The sequence below is a fragment of the Bacillus sp. BPN334 genome (assembly GCF_008368885.1).
Taxonomy (GTDB): Bacteria; Bacillota; Bacilli; order Bacillales; family Bacillaceae_G; genus Bacillus_A; species Bacillus_A wiedmannii.
The window spans coordinates 65,363-81,563 of record NZ_QOZW01000002.1 but is presented as its reverse complement, the minus strand read 5'-3'; the positions used below and the strand labels follow the sequence as shown (position 1 = coordinate 81,563).

18 protein-coding genes and 1 pseudogene are annotated in these 16,201 nt (G+C 34.0%); 6 read left to right on the top strand and 13 right to left on the bottom strand.

Features of this window, described 5'->3' with window-relative positions:
* Positions 1–64: 64 nt before the first annotated feature.
* Positions 65–1,528, bottom strand: coding sequence for a flavin monoamine oxidase family protein (locus DN393_RS01470; RefSeq protein ID WP_064474194.1), 1,464 nt, complete (start codon positions 1,526–1,528; stop codon positions 65–67).
* A gap of 177 nt (positions 1,529–1,705) precedes the next feature.
* Between DN393_RS01470 and DN393_RS01465 the strand changes: the two genes are divergently transcribed.
* Both DN393_RS01465 and DN393_RS01460 read left to right on the top strand, forming a co-directional pair.
* Positions 1,706–1,897 carry a DUF3896 family protein gene (locus DN393_RS01465; RefSeq protein WP_064474195.1) on the top strand — a complete coding sequence of 64 codons (192 nt, stop codon included), beginning with the start codon at positions 1,706–1,708 and terminating at the stop codon, positions 1,895–1,897.
* A gap of 105 nt (positions 1,898–2,002) precedes the next feature.
* Positions 2,003–3,004, top strand: coding sequence for an LLM class flavin-dependent oxidoreductase (locus DN393_RS01460; RefSeq protein ID WP_064474196.1), 1,002 nt, complete (start codon positions 2,003–2,005; stop codon positions 3,002–3,004).
* A gap of 45 nt (positions 3,005–3,049) precedes the next feature.
* Here the strand turns inward: DN393_RS01460 and DN393_RS01455 are convergent, their stop codons facing one another.
* The 3 genes from DN393_RS01455 to DN393_RS01445 all read right to left on the bottom strand — a co-directional run bounded on the left by DN393_RS01455 (position 3,050) and on the right by DN393_RS01445 (position 5,208).
* A complete protein-coding gene (locus tag DN393_RS01455; RefSeq protein ID WP_064474197.1) occupies positions 3,050–3,994 on the bottom strand; it encodes an alpha/beta hydrolase in 945 nt (314 codons plus the stop codon).
* Positions 3,995–4,201: 207 nt separating this feature from the next.
* Complete coding sequence (locus DN393_RS01450) at positions 4,202–4,657, bottom strand: DUF3939 domain-containing protein (RefSeq protein WP_064474198.1); 456 nt, start codon at positions 4,655–4,657, stop codon at positions 4,202–4,204.
* 107 nt (positions 4,658–4,764) lie between these two features.
* A complete protein-coding gene (locus tag DN393_RS01445; protein ID WP_064474199.1) occupies positions 4,765–5,208 on the bottom strand; it encodes a Dps family protein in 444 nt (147 codons plus the stop codon).
* A gap of 241 nt (positions 5,209–5,449) precedes the next feature.
* Between DN393_RS01445 and DN393_RS01440 the strand changes: the two genes are divergently transcribed.
* Positions 5,450–6,490, top strand: coding sequence for a YkvI family membrane protein (locus tag DN393_RS01440; RefSeq protein WP_064474200.1), 1,041 nt, complete (start codon positions 5,450–5,452; stop codon positions 6,488–6,490).
* 36 nt (positions 6,491–6,526) lie between these two features.
* Here DN393_RS01440 and DN393_RS01435 read toward each other — a convergent pair whose 3' ends face one another.
* The 5 genes from DN393_RS01435 to DN393_RS01415 all read right to left on the bottom strand — a co-directional run bounded on the left by DN393_RS01435 (position 6,527) and on the right by DN393_RS01415 (position 11,646).
* A complete protein-coding gene (locus DN393_RS01435; RefSeq protein ID WP_064474201.1) occupies positions 6,527–6,895 on the bottom strand; it encodes a DUF3979 family protein in 369 nt (122 codons plus the stop codon).
* Positions 6,896–7,191: 296 nt separating this feature from the next.
* On the bottom strand, positions 7,192–7,497 hold the full coding sequence (locus DN393_RS01430) for a hypothetical protein (protein ID WP_064474202.1): 306 nt from the start codon (positions 7,495–7,497) through the stop codon (positions 7,192–7,194).
* 199 nt (positions 7,498–7,696) lie between these two features.
* Positions 7,697–9,679, bottom strand: a complete 1,983-nt coding sequence (locus DN393_RS01425) for a HAMP domain-containing methyl-accepting chemotaxis protein (RefSeq protein ID WP_064474203.1) — start codon at positions 9,677–9,679, stop codon at positions 7,697–7,699.
* A 207-nt stretch (positions 9,680–9,886) separates the two neighbouring features.
* Complete coding sequence (gene rsgA / locus DN393_RS01420) at positions 9,887–10,936, bottom strand: ribosome small subunit-dependent GTPase A (protein WP_064474204.1); 1,050 nt, start codon at positions 10,934–10,936, stop codon at positions 9,887–9,889.
* Positions 10,937–11,118: 182 nt separating this feature from the next.
* Positions 11,119–11,646 (bottom strand): DinB family protein, encoded by a 528-nt coding sequence (locus DN393_RS01415; RefSeq protein ID WP_064474205.1) that lies wholly within the window; start codon positions 11,644–11,646, stop codon positions 11,119–11,121.
* Positions 11,647–11,817: 171 nt separating this feature from the next.
* Here DN393_RS01415 and DN393_RS01410 point away from each other — a divergent pair, with 171 nt between their 5' ends.
* Together DN393_RS01410 and DN393_RS01405 are read left to right on the top strand one after the other, a co-directional pair.
* Positions 11,818–12,165 (top strand): DUF4257 domain-containing protein, encoded by a 348-nt coding sequence (locus DN393_RS01410; RefSeq protein ID WP_000426320.1) that lies wholly within the window; start codon positions 11,818–11,820, stop codon positions 12,163–12,165.
* Between the two features lie 84 nt (positions 12,166–12,249).
* Positions 12,250–12,474 (top strand): hypothetical protein, encoded by a 225-nt coding sequence (locus DN393_RS01405; protein WP_000162604.1) that lies wholly within the window; start codon positions 12,250–12,252, stop codon positions 12,472–12,474.
* A 96-nt stretch (positions 12,475–12,570) separates the two neighbouring features.
* On the opposite strand, the gene DN393_RS01400 is transcribed toward DN393_RS01405, so the two are convergent.
* From DN393_RS01400 to DN393_RS01385, 4 genes and pseudogenes are all read right to left on the bottom strand, one after another.
* Complete coding sequence (locus DN393_RS01400) at positions 12,571–12,933, bottom strand: DUF805 domain-containing protein (protein ID WP_064474206.1); 363 nt, start codon at positions 12,931–12,933, stop codon at positions 12,571–12,573.
* A 142-nt stretch (positions 12,934–13,075) separates the two neighbouring features.
* Positions 13,076–13,283, bottom strand: a pseudogene (locus DN393_RS32340) (hypothetical protein).
* 48 nt (positions 13,284–13,331) lie between these two features.
* A complete protein-coding gene (locus tag DN393_RS01390; protein WP_064474207.1) occupies positions 13,332–14,507 on the bottom strand; it encodes an MFS transporter in 1,176 nt (391 codons plus the stop codon).
* Between the two features lie 201 nt (positions 14,508–14,708).
* A complete protein-coding gene (locus tag DN393_RS01385) occupies positions 14,709–15,644 on the bottom strand; it encodes an aldo/keto reductase (protein ID WP_064474208.1) in 936 nt (311 codons plus the stop codon).
* Between the two features lie 108 nt (positions 15,645–15,752).
* Between DN393_RS01385 and DN393_RS01380 the strand changes: the two genes are divergently transcribed.
* Entirely contained in the window at positions 15,753–16,061 is a 309-nt protein-coding gene (locus tag DN393_RS01380) for an ArsR/SmtB family transcription factor (RefSeq protein ID WP_064474209.1), read from the top strand.
* Positions 16,062–16,201: the final 140 nt, after the last annotated feature.

The following is a 16,201-nucleotide window of genomic DNA, read 5'->3' as shown; positions in this document are numbered from 1 at the left end:
CTTTTATATATAATAATATCCATCTCAAACCATACAGTAAAGAAATTTCTGAATTTTACACATTTTAACCATTTACCTCTACCGCTACACGAACTCCAGATTCAATTGCACCTTGTATCCATCCGTGATATAACGTTGTATGATCACCTGCAAAGTATAATCTCCCCTCTGGTTTTATAATCGCTGGTTGTAGCTCAGATTCTTGCCCTGCCTGAAATAGCGCAAACCCTCCAAGTGCATATGGATCCAATGTCCAACTTTTTGATATGCCAGACATGAACTCATCATATACTTGACCGCCTAATATTGTCGCTAAATTTTGTAATGTGTAATAAATACGATCACCTTTTGATAACCCATCCCATAACAACGCATCATAAGACCATGTATAGCTGCCTAACATCATAGCAGGTCCTTTTTCTCCAATTCCGTGACTTGGATAATAGGCGTAACGAATTGGTAAATCCGTTATAATCCTGCCACCTAACTGTCCTTGTTCTTCCCAAAATCGACTTTTAAATTGAATTCCTATTTTTGTCGCTGGCATATAATGCAATTCACGAATTGCTTTCCATTTTTCATGAGATATAGAATCAAATGGATCTACTTCCACAAAGCGCATTGTCGAAAATGGAATTGTAATAATAACTAAATCCCCTGTAATACTACTATACTCAAAAGTTTCCTCGTTTCGATAGAAAGCTGTCACACCGTTATTGTGTTGATGTAGCTTCATTAATTTTTGATTATATATAATATTTTCTTCTAATTGTGGTAAGAAAGACTTTGGTAATCTATCATTCCCGCCTACTATTTCACAAAATCCACTCTCCTCCTGCATAATGTATAAAAAGCGTAGTGTCTCAACAAATGACCTTTCCAAAAAACCTTCTAAATCTAATAGAACACCGATCATCTCAATTGTTACTGGCGAGAAATACGTATTATATTGATAAGGATGATACTTTAAAAATTGTCCTGTAGAGTATCTCCCAAAATCCTTTACTACAACATCCCAATTTTTCTCTGGGTTCTTTTTTATAAAATTTATAATGGGCTGTACCGCTAGCAATAATAGCTCCTCAGACGTTTTTCCGACCTCATTCATTTCTACAGGATACTTTAATATACTTGGATCTTTTTCGTATTGTTTTAATGTCGTTTTCCGGCCATTTACGAAAATGATATCCGTCTCATTCCTATTAATAAACGGGCTCACCTGTAGCCCAAATTTTCTTATATATGCCATCGTTAATGTGTGCGAATACGGAATTCTCATTGCCCCAACATCTAAATATAATCCGGTATCTTCCATTCTAACCGTCTCTATGCGGCCACCTACCCGGTTGTTTGCTTCAAAAATCTTCACATCATGTCCTGCAGCCTTTAATAAAGATGCCGAAACCAACCCAGCCATACCGGCCCCTACTACTATAATTTGTTTCGAACGTGTCGTCTTCTTTAACCCTTGATTTATCACTTTCAACACTTCATCCATCTCAATGTTATACATTATATCTTTCTGCACAATTCCACCCCTTACTTCATAAAATGGGCATTAGTGGTTTAGTGCATTTTATTCATAAATTCCTATAAACATAACAACATAGCAAGTGGAATATTCACTAAAAGTACATAAGAGGTAGCTTTCACATCTCTTCACGCTTCGTATAATATAGCAACAGCAAAGAAGGAGTGGTTGAAAATGAAACAAACTTACGACTACCACGCTACAAAGAAATATTTAGAAGGAAAGAAACACCAACTATGCAACAAACTTAGTTGTAAGCATCTATCTAAAAAAGAGCGTGAACAACTAAAACTTGAGATTGATAACTACGAATATATTTTAAATTTAGTTGAAATGAATCATTATGAACGAGGATTTTCTCGTTAAAAGTAAATATAGAATTTATCCACTTTATATTTTGAGCATTTTATTACGCATTTTTCGTAAGTAAATATATAATAGGATGTACATTAAGATTGAGAGGTATATTCTATGATCAAATTAAGTGTATTAGACCAATCACCTATTTCAGATGGAAGTACAGCAGCCCAAGCTTTTTCACATACAGTTACGCTTGCACAAGAAGTTGAAAAACTCGGATATACACGCTTTTGGGTATCGGAGCATCACAACTCTGTCAGCCTTGCTGGTTCAAGTCCTGAAATACTTATTTCTCATATTGCAGCAAAAACAGATCGTATGAGAGTGGGTTCAGGTGGTGTTATGTTGCCGCACTATAGCCCATATAAAGTTGCTGAGAATTTCCGCGTTTTAGAAGCGCTTTATCCAAATCGTATTGACCTTGGTGTCGGCAGAGCACCTGGTGGTATGCCAATTGCAACTCGCGCACTTCAAGAAGGGAAAATGGTCTCACTTGATCAATATCCAGAACAAATTGCCGATGTGGCAATGTACTTACATGATCAAGTACCAGAAAACCATCATTATGCAAATTTAAAGGCTACTCCTGTAATTACAACATCTCCTGAGATGTGGATGCTCGGTTCTAGCGGAGAGAGTGCAATGATTGCTGCAAAACAAGGTGCTTCTTTTGTATTCGCACAGTTCATTAACGGATACGGTGGCCCTGAAGTAATGGAAGCTTATCAGGAACAATTCCAACCTTCCTATTTAGGAGATAAACCAAAATCAATCGTCGCTATTTTTGTTATTTGCGGAGAAACAAATGAAGAGGCTGAAAAAATCGCTTCTAGTTTAGATTTATCAATCTTATTACTAGAACAAGGAAAGCGTACAACTGGTACTCCTTCTATTGAAACTGCACAAAATTATTCATACAGCGCTTATGATTTATTCCGTATAAAAGAAAATCGTCAACGTATGATCGTCGGTGATCCATCTTCTGTGAAAGAAAAAATCGTAAACTTAAGCAAAGCGTACAATACTGAAGAATTTATGATTGTCACAATTACCCATCGATTTGAAGATAAATTGAATTCCTATCGCTTACTAGCAAATGCTTTTCATTTATAATGATAAAAGGGAGATACATCAATTACGATGCATCTCCCTTTCTTACTACTTCTTGTTTTCATTTTCTATATATTCAATAGCCTCTTTTAATAACTCATCAAAATGATTAGGGTAATCATGATTTAAGTTAGGTACAACTTTATACTTATGTTCAATGTTCCTATCTTTTAATAATTGTACAAATTGCTGCGTACATTCGAAACAATCTTCATCTTGTTCCCCACACACTATATATCCCTTTATATTTTTATCTTGTAGCACTCCTAACAACTCATTCCATTCTTCAATCTCTGGAAGCCACGGCGCCACAAAAATAAAACCATCTACATCTATATCTTTTTGTAAAATCGTATACAAAGCTACTCTTGCACCAGCAGAAAAACCACCAATTATTACACTTTCTACTGTATGATTTTCTTTAAAATTAACGTAATGCTCTTTTAATTCTTCTTTCCCTCTATGTATATCATCCCAAACAAACCCATCTGAAAACTGAATTTGCGAAGACTGTGGTAAAGCTAACGTATAGTCTTGTGTCAAAACAGTTTTCCAATATGGTTCTATTATTTCTATATTTTCTTGATCTCCGTGCATTGCAATAAATAGTTTTTCTTTTTTCTTACCATCTATAAATTTCACGTCTGCTCGTTCTGTTTTCTTTGCTAATTCTTCTCTCTCTTTACATAATTGAACCATTTTATGAAACTCTTCAAATTTATGTAGTGATTTTAAATCGTCGTCGGTAATTAAATATTCATTTCCGTACCAAAATCCATTGTCTATAATAGCTTCCTTCATTAACTGTAACGCTTCTTCTTCAAGCCCCGCTGCACTCGCTAGTGCATATTTGAAATTATATATTTGCGCCTCATTCCCCACTATGCCTTTCGCATGCTCCATTATATAAGTGTATGCTTCCAAACTTCCTTTATTTGCGTAACAATGTAACGTTTCATTTAATAATTGAATGTAAGTCATACTATTTTTCATACACCCATTCCCCCGTAATCTTTTATAATATTTAGTTCTCAAACCTTTATACCATTCTGTAATCACTGTATATAACTCAAGCTAACAATACTTAATCATTACTCCCCTTCGTCCAATAAGTTTAGTATAAAATTGAATAGACTGAAAAATCAATATTTTTATAAACAAAAAAAGACAACAATATATTTATTGTTGTTTTCAATACATCTACCCACTCTTTTGTTTTTTTCTGTCTGGTTTACTTGAAACTAAATAATGTTTTTCTGAAATATATAAATCTCTTTTTAATATACGATTTAAATACGGTCCTAATTTCATCCCGCATATAAGACGCTCTTCACTACCTTCAACAATTGGAAACATTTCTTTTTCTGTTACGTACTGATCTACTGCTTTTTGTACGATATCAATTTCTTTAACTAGGTTTAGGTTTTCTTCTGTATGTTCAAATACCTCAAGCGTTTCCTTCGTAATAAGAAAACTATTTGTTGGAAATGCAAGTAAATACGGCTTTAACAAATCATAATTTACTGTATAATTATCATTTACTAATACTGTATAAACAATATTAGCATTCTTTTCTAGAAACTTAGCCATCGCTTGTTCTAATTCATCTTTCGTAATTTCACGCTCTTCTTTTCCAGTTCTGAAAAAGCGAAACATCGCATCGCCTCCTTTTTACTATATTATAGCATAAAAGAAAACTGAAAAATTACAAAAAAAGCCATTGAAAGAATTTTTCAATGCCTTTTTTCTTTATATACTTATATTTATTTTAAGAACGCACTTAGCATCCATACATGTTGTTCTAATGTTGTATGAATCGCTAACAACATGTCCGCTGATGTTTCATCGCCAGCTTCACCAGCAACTTCCATACCTTCTTTTAATTCTTGAATAAGTGCAGAATAATCATTCACTAATGTTTGCACCATTTCTTCTGCAGATTCCTTGCTTGTCCCTTCATTCACACTAGATGTTACAAGATATTCTTTCATTGTCGCTAGCGGTTTACCTTCCAACGCTAAAATACGTTCTGCTAATTCATCAATATTTGTTCCAGCTTCATTGTAAAACTCTTCAAATTTTTCATGTAACGTAAAGAAGTGTGGTCCTGTCACATACCAGTGATAATTATGTAGTTTCACATATAACACATTCCAGTTTGCTACCTGCTTGTTTAATACTTCAACAACATTTGTTTTCGTACTCATACAATCCACTCCTCTTATCATTTCATAATGTTTATCTTTTAATAACCTAGTTACATGTTACCATACATTTCCTATCCTTTCGAACGATTGGCTCATATGTAACAAAGTTTTAACACCTTTAATACTTCCCTAATATCTTTTAATTCATGTATGTTTTCAAACACTTCATACGTCTAATTGTCCAAGCTCATACATATGCATAATAGTAAATCAAGCTCATCGTAGTAGAAAGAGGGATAACATGGACAATCAACAATGGCAAGTGGCAAAGAAAGTCGCTGCTACTTATATTGGAACAGTCGTTGGAGCTGGATTTGCTACTGGACGAGAAATTGTTGAATTTTTCACAGTGAACGGATTATATGGAACAATTGGCATATGTGTAAGTGGATTTTTTTTTATTTGGCTTGGCACAAAGATGATGTTACTTTCATCACAAATTGGTGCATTTTCAGCGCAAGAATTTAACAAATATTTATTTGGGGATGTATTTGGCAATGTTGTAAACACACTATTATTACTCGTATTATTTGGTGTAACGAGCGTTATGTTATCAGGAGCGGGGGCGGTATTTGAAGAGCAACTTCGTTTACCAAGACAACTTGGTATTTTCATTATATTGATCGCCTGTCTCATTATAGGTAGTCGCGGGTTACAAGGGGTTTTTGAAGTTAATACACTTGTCGTACCTATTATGATGATTTTTATTATCGGACTTGCTATTACAACTTTTTTTCACGGTACAACTTCTATTAGTGACACTATTCCTGCAGAAAGCTGGAATATGAAGTGGATTACTAGTCCTATTACATATGTCGCCTTAAATCTTTCTCTCGCCCAAAGCGTTCTCGTCCCGTTAGCCAGTGAAGTAAAAGATCGAAAGGCCATTTTATGGGGCGGTATTTTAGGCGGTGCAGGACTTTCTTTAATTTTATTATGTAGCCATTTAGCTATCTTATCAGTCGATCAATTTTATCAATATAATATCCCAATGGCTGAAGTCATAAGAAAATTCAATGCAACTTTTCACTTTTTCTTTGTTCTTATCATTTTCGGTGAAGTGTTCACAACTTTAGTTGGTAATGTGTTCGGAATGACAAAACAAATGCAATCCATCACCGGATGGAAAAGTAACAATATTATTTTCTTCATTTTACTAATTAGTTATTGCTTTAGTTACATTGGTTACAGTGAATTACTCCACATTCTATACCCTATAATCGGGTGGGTCAGCATCATTTTACTGCCAATTATTGCTTTTAAACAACTTCAAAAAACATAAAAGAAGCATCCATGTTATTGGATGCTTCTTTTATGTTCATTCACAATCATCGCATACTTCCCAGTACGGCCCCATTTCGAGTGCTAAATATGGCTTTAATTGCAAGCGAATCATCCGACTAGGCATACGTTCTAAAACGAATTGAATCCCTTCTTCATCTTCGTCTAATTCAACTTTTGCAATCGCAATTCTTTGCATAATAGAAATAGGCATTCCATCTTTATATAAAGTGATTTTCACCTCATCATATTCATTAAAATACACTTCAACACTCATTTGATTTTTCAACATTTCATCAACAATTTCATATTTATCATTTCGTTCCTGGATTATATATTTCCAGCCGCCTCTACCTTCTTCTTTCGGAGCTGCTTGAAATAATGTCATCAAATCCTCGTATAGCATAAGATAACCCCTCTCTTACTAAAAAACGATGAGTATTTTATATACCCTTTATCTCTATCACTTTCCATATGTATTGTACCATATATCGCCGTTTTTACCGTATTCATTTGCTTCATAGATGCATATAAAATACCTGATTCTCTTCATTGCGGTGTGAGTTATCTCCTATTTCATTTCTTAATACTCTTCTATAGCTTTCAAATAATATCACACTTAAGCAAATCCACTTTTTGTCCATCCTCCACTTATTATTTGCTTGCAACAACAAAAAAGAAGAGTGACTTATATCACTCTCCTTAAAAGAATTTCCCAGTAGCTGCTAACGCTAATACTAGTATTAAAATTGTAAATAATAATGATACAATGAAACTAAAAATAGGTAATGCTTTCTTTTCATTCTTCTTAAAGAGTAATTTTAAACTAAGAAAGATGTTTACTGGTACAAATATAAAATAAAAATATTTAACAATTTGCACCGAACTATTCGAAAGTGTTTTTAAAATAAACACTTCAATTAGAAAAACAATAAAAAATGAAATACTTAACCAAAATGAGACATAACTAAGCCAAGAATGTCTTTTGGTCCCCCAGTACACTCCCATATTAATAATCTCCTTTATTTGCATTCTATATGATTATAATTATACATAAAGTTAACAAATACCTCTATTTTTCGACAAATATTATACATGATATACCTTTAAACATCATAAAAATACTCTCTATCCCATTTCATGTTACATAATAAAAACAGACTACTCCAAAATCGCATACTGCTATTTTGGAGTAGTCTGTCCTCTGTTACACTTTAAATCTTTCAATTAACCCTTGTAACTCTTCAGCCATTTGAGATAATGTACCCGCCGCAGAACTAATCTCCTCAATGGACGCTAGTTGTTCTTCTGCTGATGCTGCAACGTTTTGGGTACTCGTCGCATTATTCTGTGCTGTCATTGCAATTTGACCTACTGAAATAGACACTTCATTTGCACCTTTCGACATCCCATTAGCCGTTTCAACCATCGTTTTAATTTGATCTGCAATTTCATTTGTAGATTGTAAAATCTCAGTAAAGTTTTGCTTCGTTTCATTCGCAATAACAAGTCCAGATTGAACTTCTTCATTTACATGACCCATAGATTTTACCGTCTTACTCATGTCATCTTGTATTTCACATATTAATTTACTAATCTCACTAGAAGATTCGCTAGACTTCTCCGCCAATTTACGTACTTCATCTGCAACAATTGCAAATCCTCTTCCATGCTCTCCTGCTCTTGCAGCTTCAATTGCCGCATTCAAAGCTAGAAGATTTGTTTGATCTGCAATATTTTGAATGACTTCTAGTATGTCACCAATTTGTTTTGATTTATTATTTAGCAACTGTATAACTTCATCTGATTGTGAAACAGATTCTGCAATAGACTGCATTTGATTTACTGTTTTTCCGACTAGTTTTCCACCATCTTCTGCTTTTTCACGAGTATGAGCAGAAGCCGTACTAATTGATGATGAACTATTTGCTACATGCTGAATTCCTTCTGTTACATCAAATAGTAACATTGCACCATTTTCTACACTTGTCGTTTGCGTAGTTGCCCCACTCGATATTTCATCCATTGCCATTGTAATTTGCTCAGTCGCTTCACTCGCTTGTCTTACACTTGCCGTTAGCTCTTCTGATGCTGCTGCAACATGCCCGGCCGAAGTATTAATTCTTCCAATTAACGTTCGCAATGCATCTGTCATCTCATTAAATCCTTTTGCAAGTTGGCCAATTTCATCATTAGAATGAATTTCGATTGTTTGCGTTAAATCTCCCTCACTTATTTCTTTAGAAGTAATAACTAATCTCTTTAATGGCTTCGTTATAGAAAGTGTCACAAAATAAATAAGTGACCCACCTATAACTAATGAAATGAACATAACGATTAACATATTGTAAAATACAGGCTGCGCAGCTTCAATTACTTCATTTGAGTACATCGTCCCACCGATTTTCCAACCTGTTTTTACATTTGTAGCAAATACCATTTGTTTTTCGCTGCCATCATACATATATGAAAAAGCGCCATGATTATCTTCATAAATTTTCTTCGCCCAAGAATCAGCTGCTTTTCCCCCTGATTTTTCTTGAGGATGTGCAATTATTTTTTGTTGCCCATCTAAAATGAAAGCATATCCCTTTTTACCAATATTGATTAACTTTGTTGTTTTTAATAAATTCTCTAAACTTAAATCTACCGCTACAACACCGTTTTTATCTTCTACTTGTTTTGCAATCGTTACGACAATATGTCCATTCCCCTTCGCTTTGTAGGGCTCAGTAATTACAATACCACCTTGTTTTGCCACTGCATCTTTATACCAAGAACGTTCTGTTGGATCATAGTCTGCTGCCATTTGTATATTTGGTTCTTGCACAAATTTCTTATCATTCCCAGCAACGTATACTTGTTCAATATCTTTATTCAAATTGATATATTGAGATAACATCTTTCTTAATTCTTCTTGATTATCCCCTTGATACATATTACCTTGAATCACCCGTGCAAAGTTATTCACATCATTAAATTTCGCCTCAATCATTTGATTGATTAAATTATCTAATATTTTTATATTGTCGTGAGCACTGCTCGTAATTTGTGATTCAAAATTCTTTTTAGCTGTTTGATAAGACATACCTCCAATAATAGAGACAGCCGCAATTAAAATGATAAAAAACGAAATTAGTAGTTTTTTTGCTACTTTCATATCACGAAACCAATTTAATAGTCTACCCATTACAAACCTCCTGCTTTTCAATTTCAAAAGTTAAATCTAGCGAGTTCTAAACATTTCCCATCCCTAAATTATTATTTTCATAATCTATTACGATGAATACTTTGTAAAGTTTAAACAATTAAATTCCCTTTGTCTATATATTTGAATAATATTATTATAAAATTTACAAATACAAAAAAAAGCCAAAGGGAACCACCCTTTGGCTTTTTACATTTTTTTATGCTGTTTAGAAATCTTTTTCCACTTATCACGCTCTGCTCTTGCAAGAACAGCATCTTGTTTTCTCATAAAATACGCCAGTTCTTTTTGTAATTTTTTATAGCTTTGCAAACGATTTATCGTAACAATTCCGTTATCAATTGCATGATGCACTGCGCATCCTGGCTCATTTTCATGCTTACAGTCCCTAAAACGGCACGTTTTTGCTAATTTTTCAATATCAGAAAATGTTGTTTGAATTGCATCGCTACCTTCCCAAAGCTGCAGTTCCCTCATACCCGGAGTATCAATAACTAAACTACCACTCGGTAATCGGAACAATTCACGATGAGTTGTCGTATGCCTTCCTTTACTATCTTCCTCACGAATATCTCCCATTTTTGCTACTTCAATTCCTATAAGTGCATTTAGCAAAGTCGATTTTCCAACCCCCGATGATCCGACTAGAGCAATTGTTTTCCCAGAAGAAACAAATTGCTGCAACGATTCAATACCAGTATGCTCTAAACTATCAACGACGAAAATCGGAACACCAATTGCCACAGCTTCCGTTTCAACAATTTTCTGTTCCACGTCTTCACATAAGCTACTCTTTGTTAAAACAATAACAGGCATTGCACCACTTTCATACGCTAATAGTAAATAACGTTCTATTCTTCTTACGTTAAAATCATGGTTAAGTGCATTTACTAAAAATAGATAATCTACATTTGCTGCTATTACTTGTTCTTCCGTTCGATTACCAGCCTCTTGTCTAGAAAAAGAGCTTCTTCTTTGAAAAATACGATGAATAATTGCTTTCTTTTCATTCTCTATTTTCTTTATATACACCCAATCACCAACCGCTGGATAATCTCCCTTCGTTACTACTTCATGCCGAAACTTTCCAGACAGCTCTGCCATATATTCACCATCATTACAAATAATTCGATATATATGTTTATGCTCAAGTAAAATACGCCCTACTTCAAAGTTCTCTACAGCTTGTTCTTCAAAAAAAGAATCCCAGCCGAATGATTCTAAAATATTTTGATTCAAATTGATATCCTCCCTAGTTTAAGCTAAGCGGAAGGATCGTGCGCTCACTTATACAGTCTCGCCCTTTCCATCCACCTTTGTATTTGGTTTATTATTCATATACGTTATTTTCGCCATAATACATCACTCCGTTCTCATTTTAATTACTCTCATTATATGGAATATCCATTTAAAAAGCTACCTTATTTAACACAATTTTCAAATATTTTATTTTTCATCATTCTAATTTGTCCACAGTGACTAACCTCATCTTCTAGCACATGAAACCACAGATAGTGCTGGTTATACGCTACACCGTTAGGCCACTTTCCTTCTGACATAAGCCATTCATCATCTTGTTCATTCAAATACTTCAGAGATTCTTCTCGAACACTTTGTAGAAGTTGTACATAATACTGTATTTCATGACTACGGATTATTCTCCCCGCTTTCCCTAAATATAGTGCGTCTTCCCATATTTCTAATTCTTCTTTTGTAAAGTCGCGCTCTTGAAATGAAATAAGTTGATGGGCTTTTTCTATAGCTGCTATATGCTTTAGTAACGCTCCGATGGAATTCCCTCCACTCGTCATAATGAAATCTAATTGCTCAACAGATAGATCGTTTATTTCCTGTAATGTTACAGCCCTCGTATGCTCCAGCATCCTTACTAATTCCCCTATATTTTTTGTATAACCATCTACACTTCTTATTCGATAATTTATATTCATATTAAGGAATAACCGCTTCATATAATAGACTGAAAAATATCAGATTTTTCTGTTATAATTAAATTGAATACGTAATAAACCCAAACAAACTTTCTCAATATGCTTCTATGAAATATTAAAAGGAATCAATATAAAAGAATCGAATCTTATTCACTAAAAGGAGTGGATTCGATGGAAATGTATCAATGGCTAACTGCTGTTCTCGTTGGTGGCATTACTGGTTTCGTTTCCCATCTTATCAATAACCAAGGCAAGTTATTGCTTCCACGCCGTTTGAAAACTTTTTTTCACTTTGGGTTTTTGACTGATATTTTCACTGGTAGCTTAGCTGCACTTCTTGGACTCGTTCTATTCGATGTCACCTTAATAAAAGAAATTATAAAAGTATCCATTGTGACTGCTATTTCCGGTCAGACTTTCTTACTGCACCAAGCGCTTGGTGGTGAGCAGGCTAAAAATACACAAATTGGGAAAGCTGATGAGAAGATTCAAGAAATTGACAAATTATTACGACGTTAGTCTATACTTTCTTTAAAAATTATTGCTATAATAAACAATAAATATTTTCTATTGCGTCGTTTGTCAGAAGAAAGGGTGTTTCGTATGACAAAAAAGAAAATAGAAGATTTCTTAACAAACACTGAAAAAGAGGAACTGCTAGAAAACTATAAATGTTTACGAGAAGCCCGCACAAAAAGCGAAGCTAATTATTTTGGTGAAGCAGTAGACCATCTATTAAATAAAGCAAAACAACGAATTATTAAAGATGCAGGCATACATGATGAAAATGCAGCAACAGTTCAATCAAAGAGAAAAGCACTGTTTTAGTTACATTAACTAAAACAGTGCTTTTTATTTAGAATTTTTTCTTCTTGCCATGCTATATAATATTAGCCCGTGCAAACCATTTTAATAATAGGTTTATTAAATCGCTTCTTTTAAATCTGAATGCGGATTTGGTCCGTATTGATTGTCATTTTCTTCACTTTCAATGATAAAAAATACAAGTAAAACAATGCTACCAAACGGTACAAAATTTAATAGTTGCCACCATCCTGTTTTCCCAATATCATGCAATCGTCGTGCACCAACCGAAAAACTTGGTATAATCATTACTAACATAAATAGCAACGCAATAATAGCAACTAACACCTCTGAAAATGATGAGAAAAATACCAATAACCAAAAAATTACGATATTCGATAAACTAAAAGTCCAGTACTCTTTTCGCGTAGCTCTACCACTAAAATTCCCATAATCCTTTAGAGCTTTCAAATACCATTGCATTTAAATCTCTCCCTTTTATCCCCAATAAAATTAAAACATGTAATTATTAACAGATAAGTAGAAATATAACACAGCATTTATGTAAAATCCATATCCTCATCTAAATTACCCTCTATTTAAATAGTTTTTTTTTCAGCATTTTTCACATTACTTTCACATCTATTTCACAAATATAAGTAGTCCTATATGTTAAACTACATATATCCTTTTCCAAGGAACTATATGCCGATATATAAATCCCTATCTTTGTAGGGATTTTTTATTTTTGAAGTCCTCATAACATTGTTACAATACATTTCTTCTACTATTTCTATACTTTTAGTAACCACTGTAATTAAAAGCACATTCATGTATTCACACTCTGATTAATTCTGATTTGCGAAATATTTATACAGGCTTTATGATGCAATTCCTGTTTCACTATCTTCATTAAGCTTTTCACTTTTTCTAAACAAAAATAAAGCTCCTATATATAGTAACGCAGTAAAACTACCTATAAGTATAAAATTGTGAGATGCTGCAAATAGCAGTCCTGCTATTGCCGCTCCAATCATTTGACCAATATACATAGAAGCATTAGCAAGCGCGGCTCCTGTTCCTCTTGCTACACTAGACAGGTTTTGTAAGTGCCTCATCATCAATACAAACAAAATTCCTGTCACAAAAAATAAAACAAAGAATAATAGCTCCACAAATATAATGTTCTTTACATGAGGAAGTACTACATATAGCACTGCTGTAAATATAATTCCACCATAGAAAGAAAGGTTATAACCAATTTTATTTACAATTCTTGGGCCAAAAATATTCCCTGTTAAATTTCCTAACCCTAATACAAGCATAGCTGTTCCTATTTCATGAACTTGTAAACCAAATTGAATGGAAAGCCATACACCGAAAAATGAAAATGCAGCAAAATTACCAGTTTGAAAAACAAAATATGCAAAATAAGAAAGTGAAACCTTTGAATCTGTAAGTAATTGTTTATAGCGCTTTAAGATGTTTGTTTTACTTCCACCTATATAAACCGGTTGTATTTCTGGTAATACTACATAGATAAGAACGACAAGTAGTGCTGATAATATACCGATGATGAAGAATGGTATTGTGTAGTGTATCATTGCCAAATACGATCCAACTGGCAGCCCTAAAATTTGAGAGATTGCTAACCCTGCTGTTGCAATTCCAATTGCCTTTACAATTTGCTCCTTCTCTATAAGGAGCGGAATAGATGCCCACACTTGTGGAGATACAAAGGCTGCACTTACACCTGCTAAAAATCTAAATGCTAGCATCCATAGAAAACTCGGTGCCATTCCACATAAAAACGTACTTAACGCAAAAAAACTCATTCCTATTACCATCACTTTTTTTCTATTTAAGCCATCTGATATAGGACCAGCAATAAGCGCAAATCCAGCGTATCCTAAAGCATATGAACTCACCATCCATCCTGATAGCTCAGTTGAAACATGATACACCTGTTGTAATGTCGGTAAAAGTGGCGAAATTAAGAAAGTATCTGTACCTATCATAAACATTATCATAAAGAATACAGCTAGTACTCTTTTCATTTAAACCTTCTCCTTTTATATAAAGTGAAACTTTAATCAGTGGGGGTTTTATTCATCCCCCACTGATTATTAGTTGAACCAATCGGGCTTTTACGGGCAGTTGATCCCCCACCTAACTTCTTTGCTTCCGCTAAATTTTGAGGTGGGTGTCTTACTGCCCGTTAATGCGGGATAAAAAGAGGGAAGTACCCCTCTTCTCAACTAATCTTCTAAAATAGATGCAATTTCTTTCATAACCTTCTCATTCAATGAAACTTCCACCGCTCTTACACTTTCTCTTATTTGCTCCGCCCGTTTCCCACCAGGTATAACAGTATCAATTCCTTTTTTGTTTAATAGCCACGCTAAAGCTAAATGCGATACTTCGACACTCTCTTCTCTAGCTACGCCTTTTAACTTCTCAACTTTTTTAAAGTTACTCTTATATGTATTTTCTTCAAATAAACTTACACTTTGACGCCAATCTCCTTCATTCAATTTAAAATCTTCTGTATATTTACCACCTAATATCCCAAAAGCAAGAGGCCCGTATGGAATAAATGAAATACCTGATTCTATACAATACGGCAAAAGTTCTTCCCCAACAGCACGATCCAACATATTATACGGTGCTTGTACAACATCTATCTGTCCATGCTGATTCGCTTCTTTTAATTGCTCTACGTTTACGTTAGATATTCCAATTGCACGAAGTTTTCCTTCTTCTTTTAGACGAGCAAGCTCTCCAATTGAATCTATGTAACTTGTTTCTGGATTTGTAAAATGTAAATAATATAAATCAATATAATCAGTTTGTAATCTTCTTAAGCTATTTTCCACAGCATTTCTTAAATAGCTTCGTTCATTATTAATATAAACCTCTCCATTTAATAACGGCTGTATTCCGCCTTTTGTAGCAAGTACAAATTCTTGGCGTCTTCCTTTCAATACTTCTCCTACTAATTCCTCTGATCTACCGAAACCATATGAATCTGCTGTATCAAAAAATGTAATCCCTTGCTGGATAGCTTCTTCTATTAATCGTTTTCCTTCCTCCTCATTCACATCAGCATATAAATTATGTCCCCCTACAGCGTTTGTTCCTAACCCCAACTTCGAAATATGTAGTCCTGCCTTTTGCAATTTGGTATATTTCATTTTTTCTCCCCCTATATTTCTATTGTTCGATTATATTCGAACAATAGAAATATACCACTTTATATGTTATAGTGCAAACTATATTAACTTATACAAGCAGGTGAAAAAATGCGTACTCTCTATCATCCAAATCGAGAAGAAATTCAATTCTCTTCTGTTTTATACGCACTTAGCGATCAAATTCGTTTACAAATTGTAACGATGCTATTAGAGAAAAATGAACAATCTTGTGGTGCGTTAAACATTCCAATTGCGAAATCAACTTTATCTCACCATTTCAAGGTTTTACGTGAATCCGGTGTTATGTATACACGCATTGAAGGAACACAGCGTTTCATTTCAATTCGTGAAGATGACTTACATGCTAGATTTCCCGGTTTATTAGACGTCGTATTACATGCGACAGAACCATACTAAAAACATCTCATATTCATATGAGATGTTTTTAGTTTTTTCTATTCTTTTAATAAAATGCAACTTTAATCAGCAGGAACTTTGTTCATCACACACTAGGAATATACACACTTCATTCTTTTTCACTTTATTTTTGTACTGGA

Excerpts from the sequence above, each read along its gene's own strand:
- DN393_RS01465 (WP_064474195.1), top strand. The coding sequence starts at position 1,706 with ATGAAACAAACTTACGACTACCACGCTACAAAGAAATATTTAGAAGGA.
- DN393_RS01460 (WP_064474196.1), top strand. The coding sequence starts at position 2,003 with ATGATCAAATTAAGTGTATTAGACCAATCACCTATTTCAGATGGAAGT.
- DN393_RS01455 (WP_064474197.1), bottom strand. The coding sequence starts at position 3,994 with ATGAAAAATAGTATGACTTACATTCAATTATTAAATGAAACGTTACAT.
- DN393_RS01450 (WP_064474198.1), bottom strand. The coding sequence starts at position 4,657 with ATGTTTCGCTTTTTCAGAACTGGAAAAGAAGAGCGTGAAATTACGAAA.
- DN393_RS01445 (WP_064474199.1), bottom strand. The coding sequence starts at position 5,208 with ATGAGTACGAAAACAAATGTTGTTGAAGTATTAAACAAGCAGGTAGCA.
- DN393_RS01440 (WP_064474200.1), top strand. The coding sequence starts at position 5,450 with ATGGACAATCAACAATGGCAAGTGGCAAAGAAAGTCGCTGCTACTTAT.
- DN393_RS01435 (WP_064474201.1), bottom strand. The coding sequence starts at position 6,895 with ATGCTATACGAGGATTTGATGACATTATTTCAAGCAGCTCCGAAAGAA.
- DN393_RS01430 (WP_064474202.1), bottom strand. The coding sequence starts at position 7,497 with ATGGGAGTGTACTGGGGGACCAAAAGACATTCTTGGCTTAGTTATGTC.
- DN393_RS01425 (WP_064474203.1), bottom strand. The coding sequence starts at position 9,679 with ATGGGTAGACTATTAAATTGGTTTCGTGATATGAAAGTAGCAAAAAAA.
- DN393_RS01415 (WP_064474205.1), bottom strand. The coding sequence starts at position 11,646 with ATGAATATAAATTATCGAATAAGAAGTGTAGATGGTTATACAAAAAAT.
- DN393_RS01410 (WP_000426320.1), top strand. The coding sequence starts at position 11,818 with ATGGAAATGTATCAATGGCTAACTGCTGTTCTCGTTGGTGGCATTACT.
- DN393_RS01405 (WP_000162604.1), top strand. The coding sequence starts at position 12,250 with ATGACAAAAAAGAAAATAGAAGATTTCTTAACAAACACTGAAAAAGAG.
- DN393_RS01400 (WP_064474206.1), bottom strand. The coding sequence starts at position 12,933 with ATGCAATGGTATTTGAAAGCTCTAAAGGATTATGGGAATTTTAGTGGT.
- DN393_RS01390 (WP_064474207.1), bottom strand. The coding sequence starts at position 14,507 with ATGAAAAGAGTACTAGCTGTATTCTTTATGATAATGTTTATGATAGGT.
- DN393_RS01385 (WP_064474208.1), bottom strand. The coding sequence starts at position 15,644 with ATGAAATATACCAAATTGCAAAAGGCAGGACTACATATTTCGAAGTTG.
- DN393_RS01380 (WP_064474209.1), top strand. The coding sequence starts at position 15,753 with ATGCGTACTCTCTATCATCCAAATCGAGAAGAAATTCAATTCTCTTCT.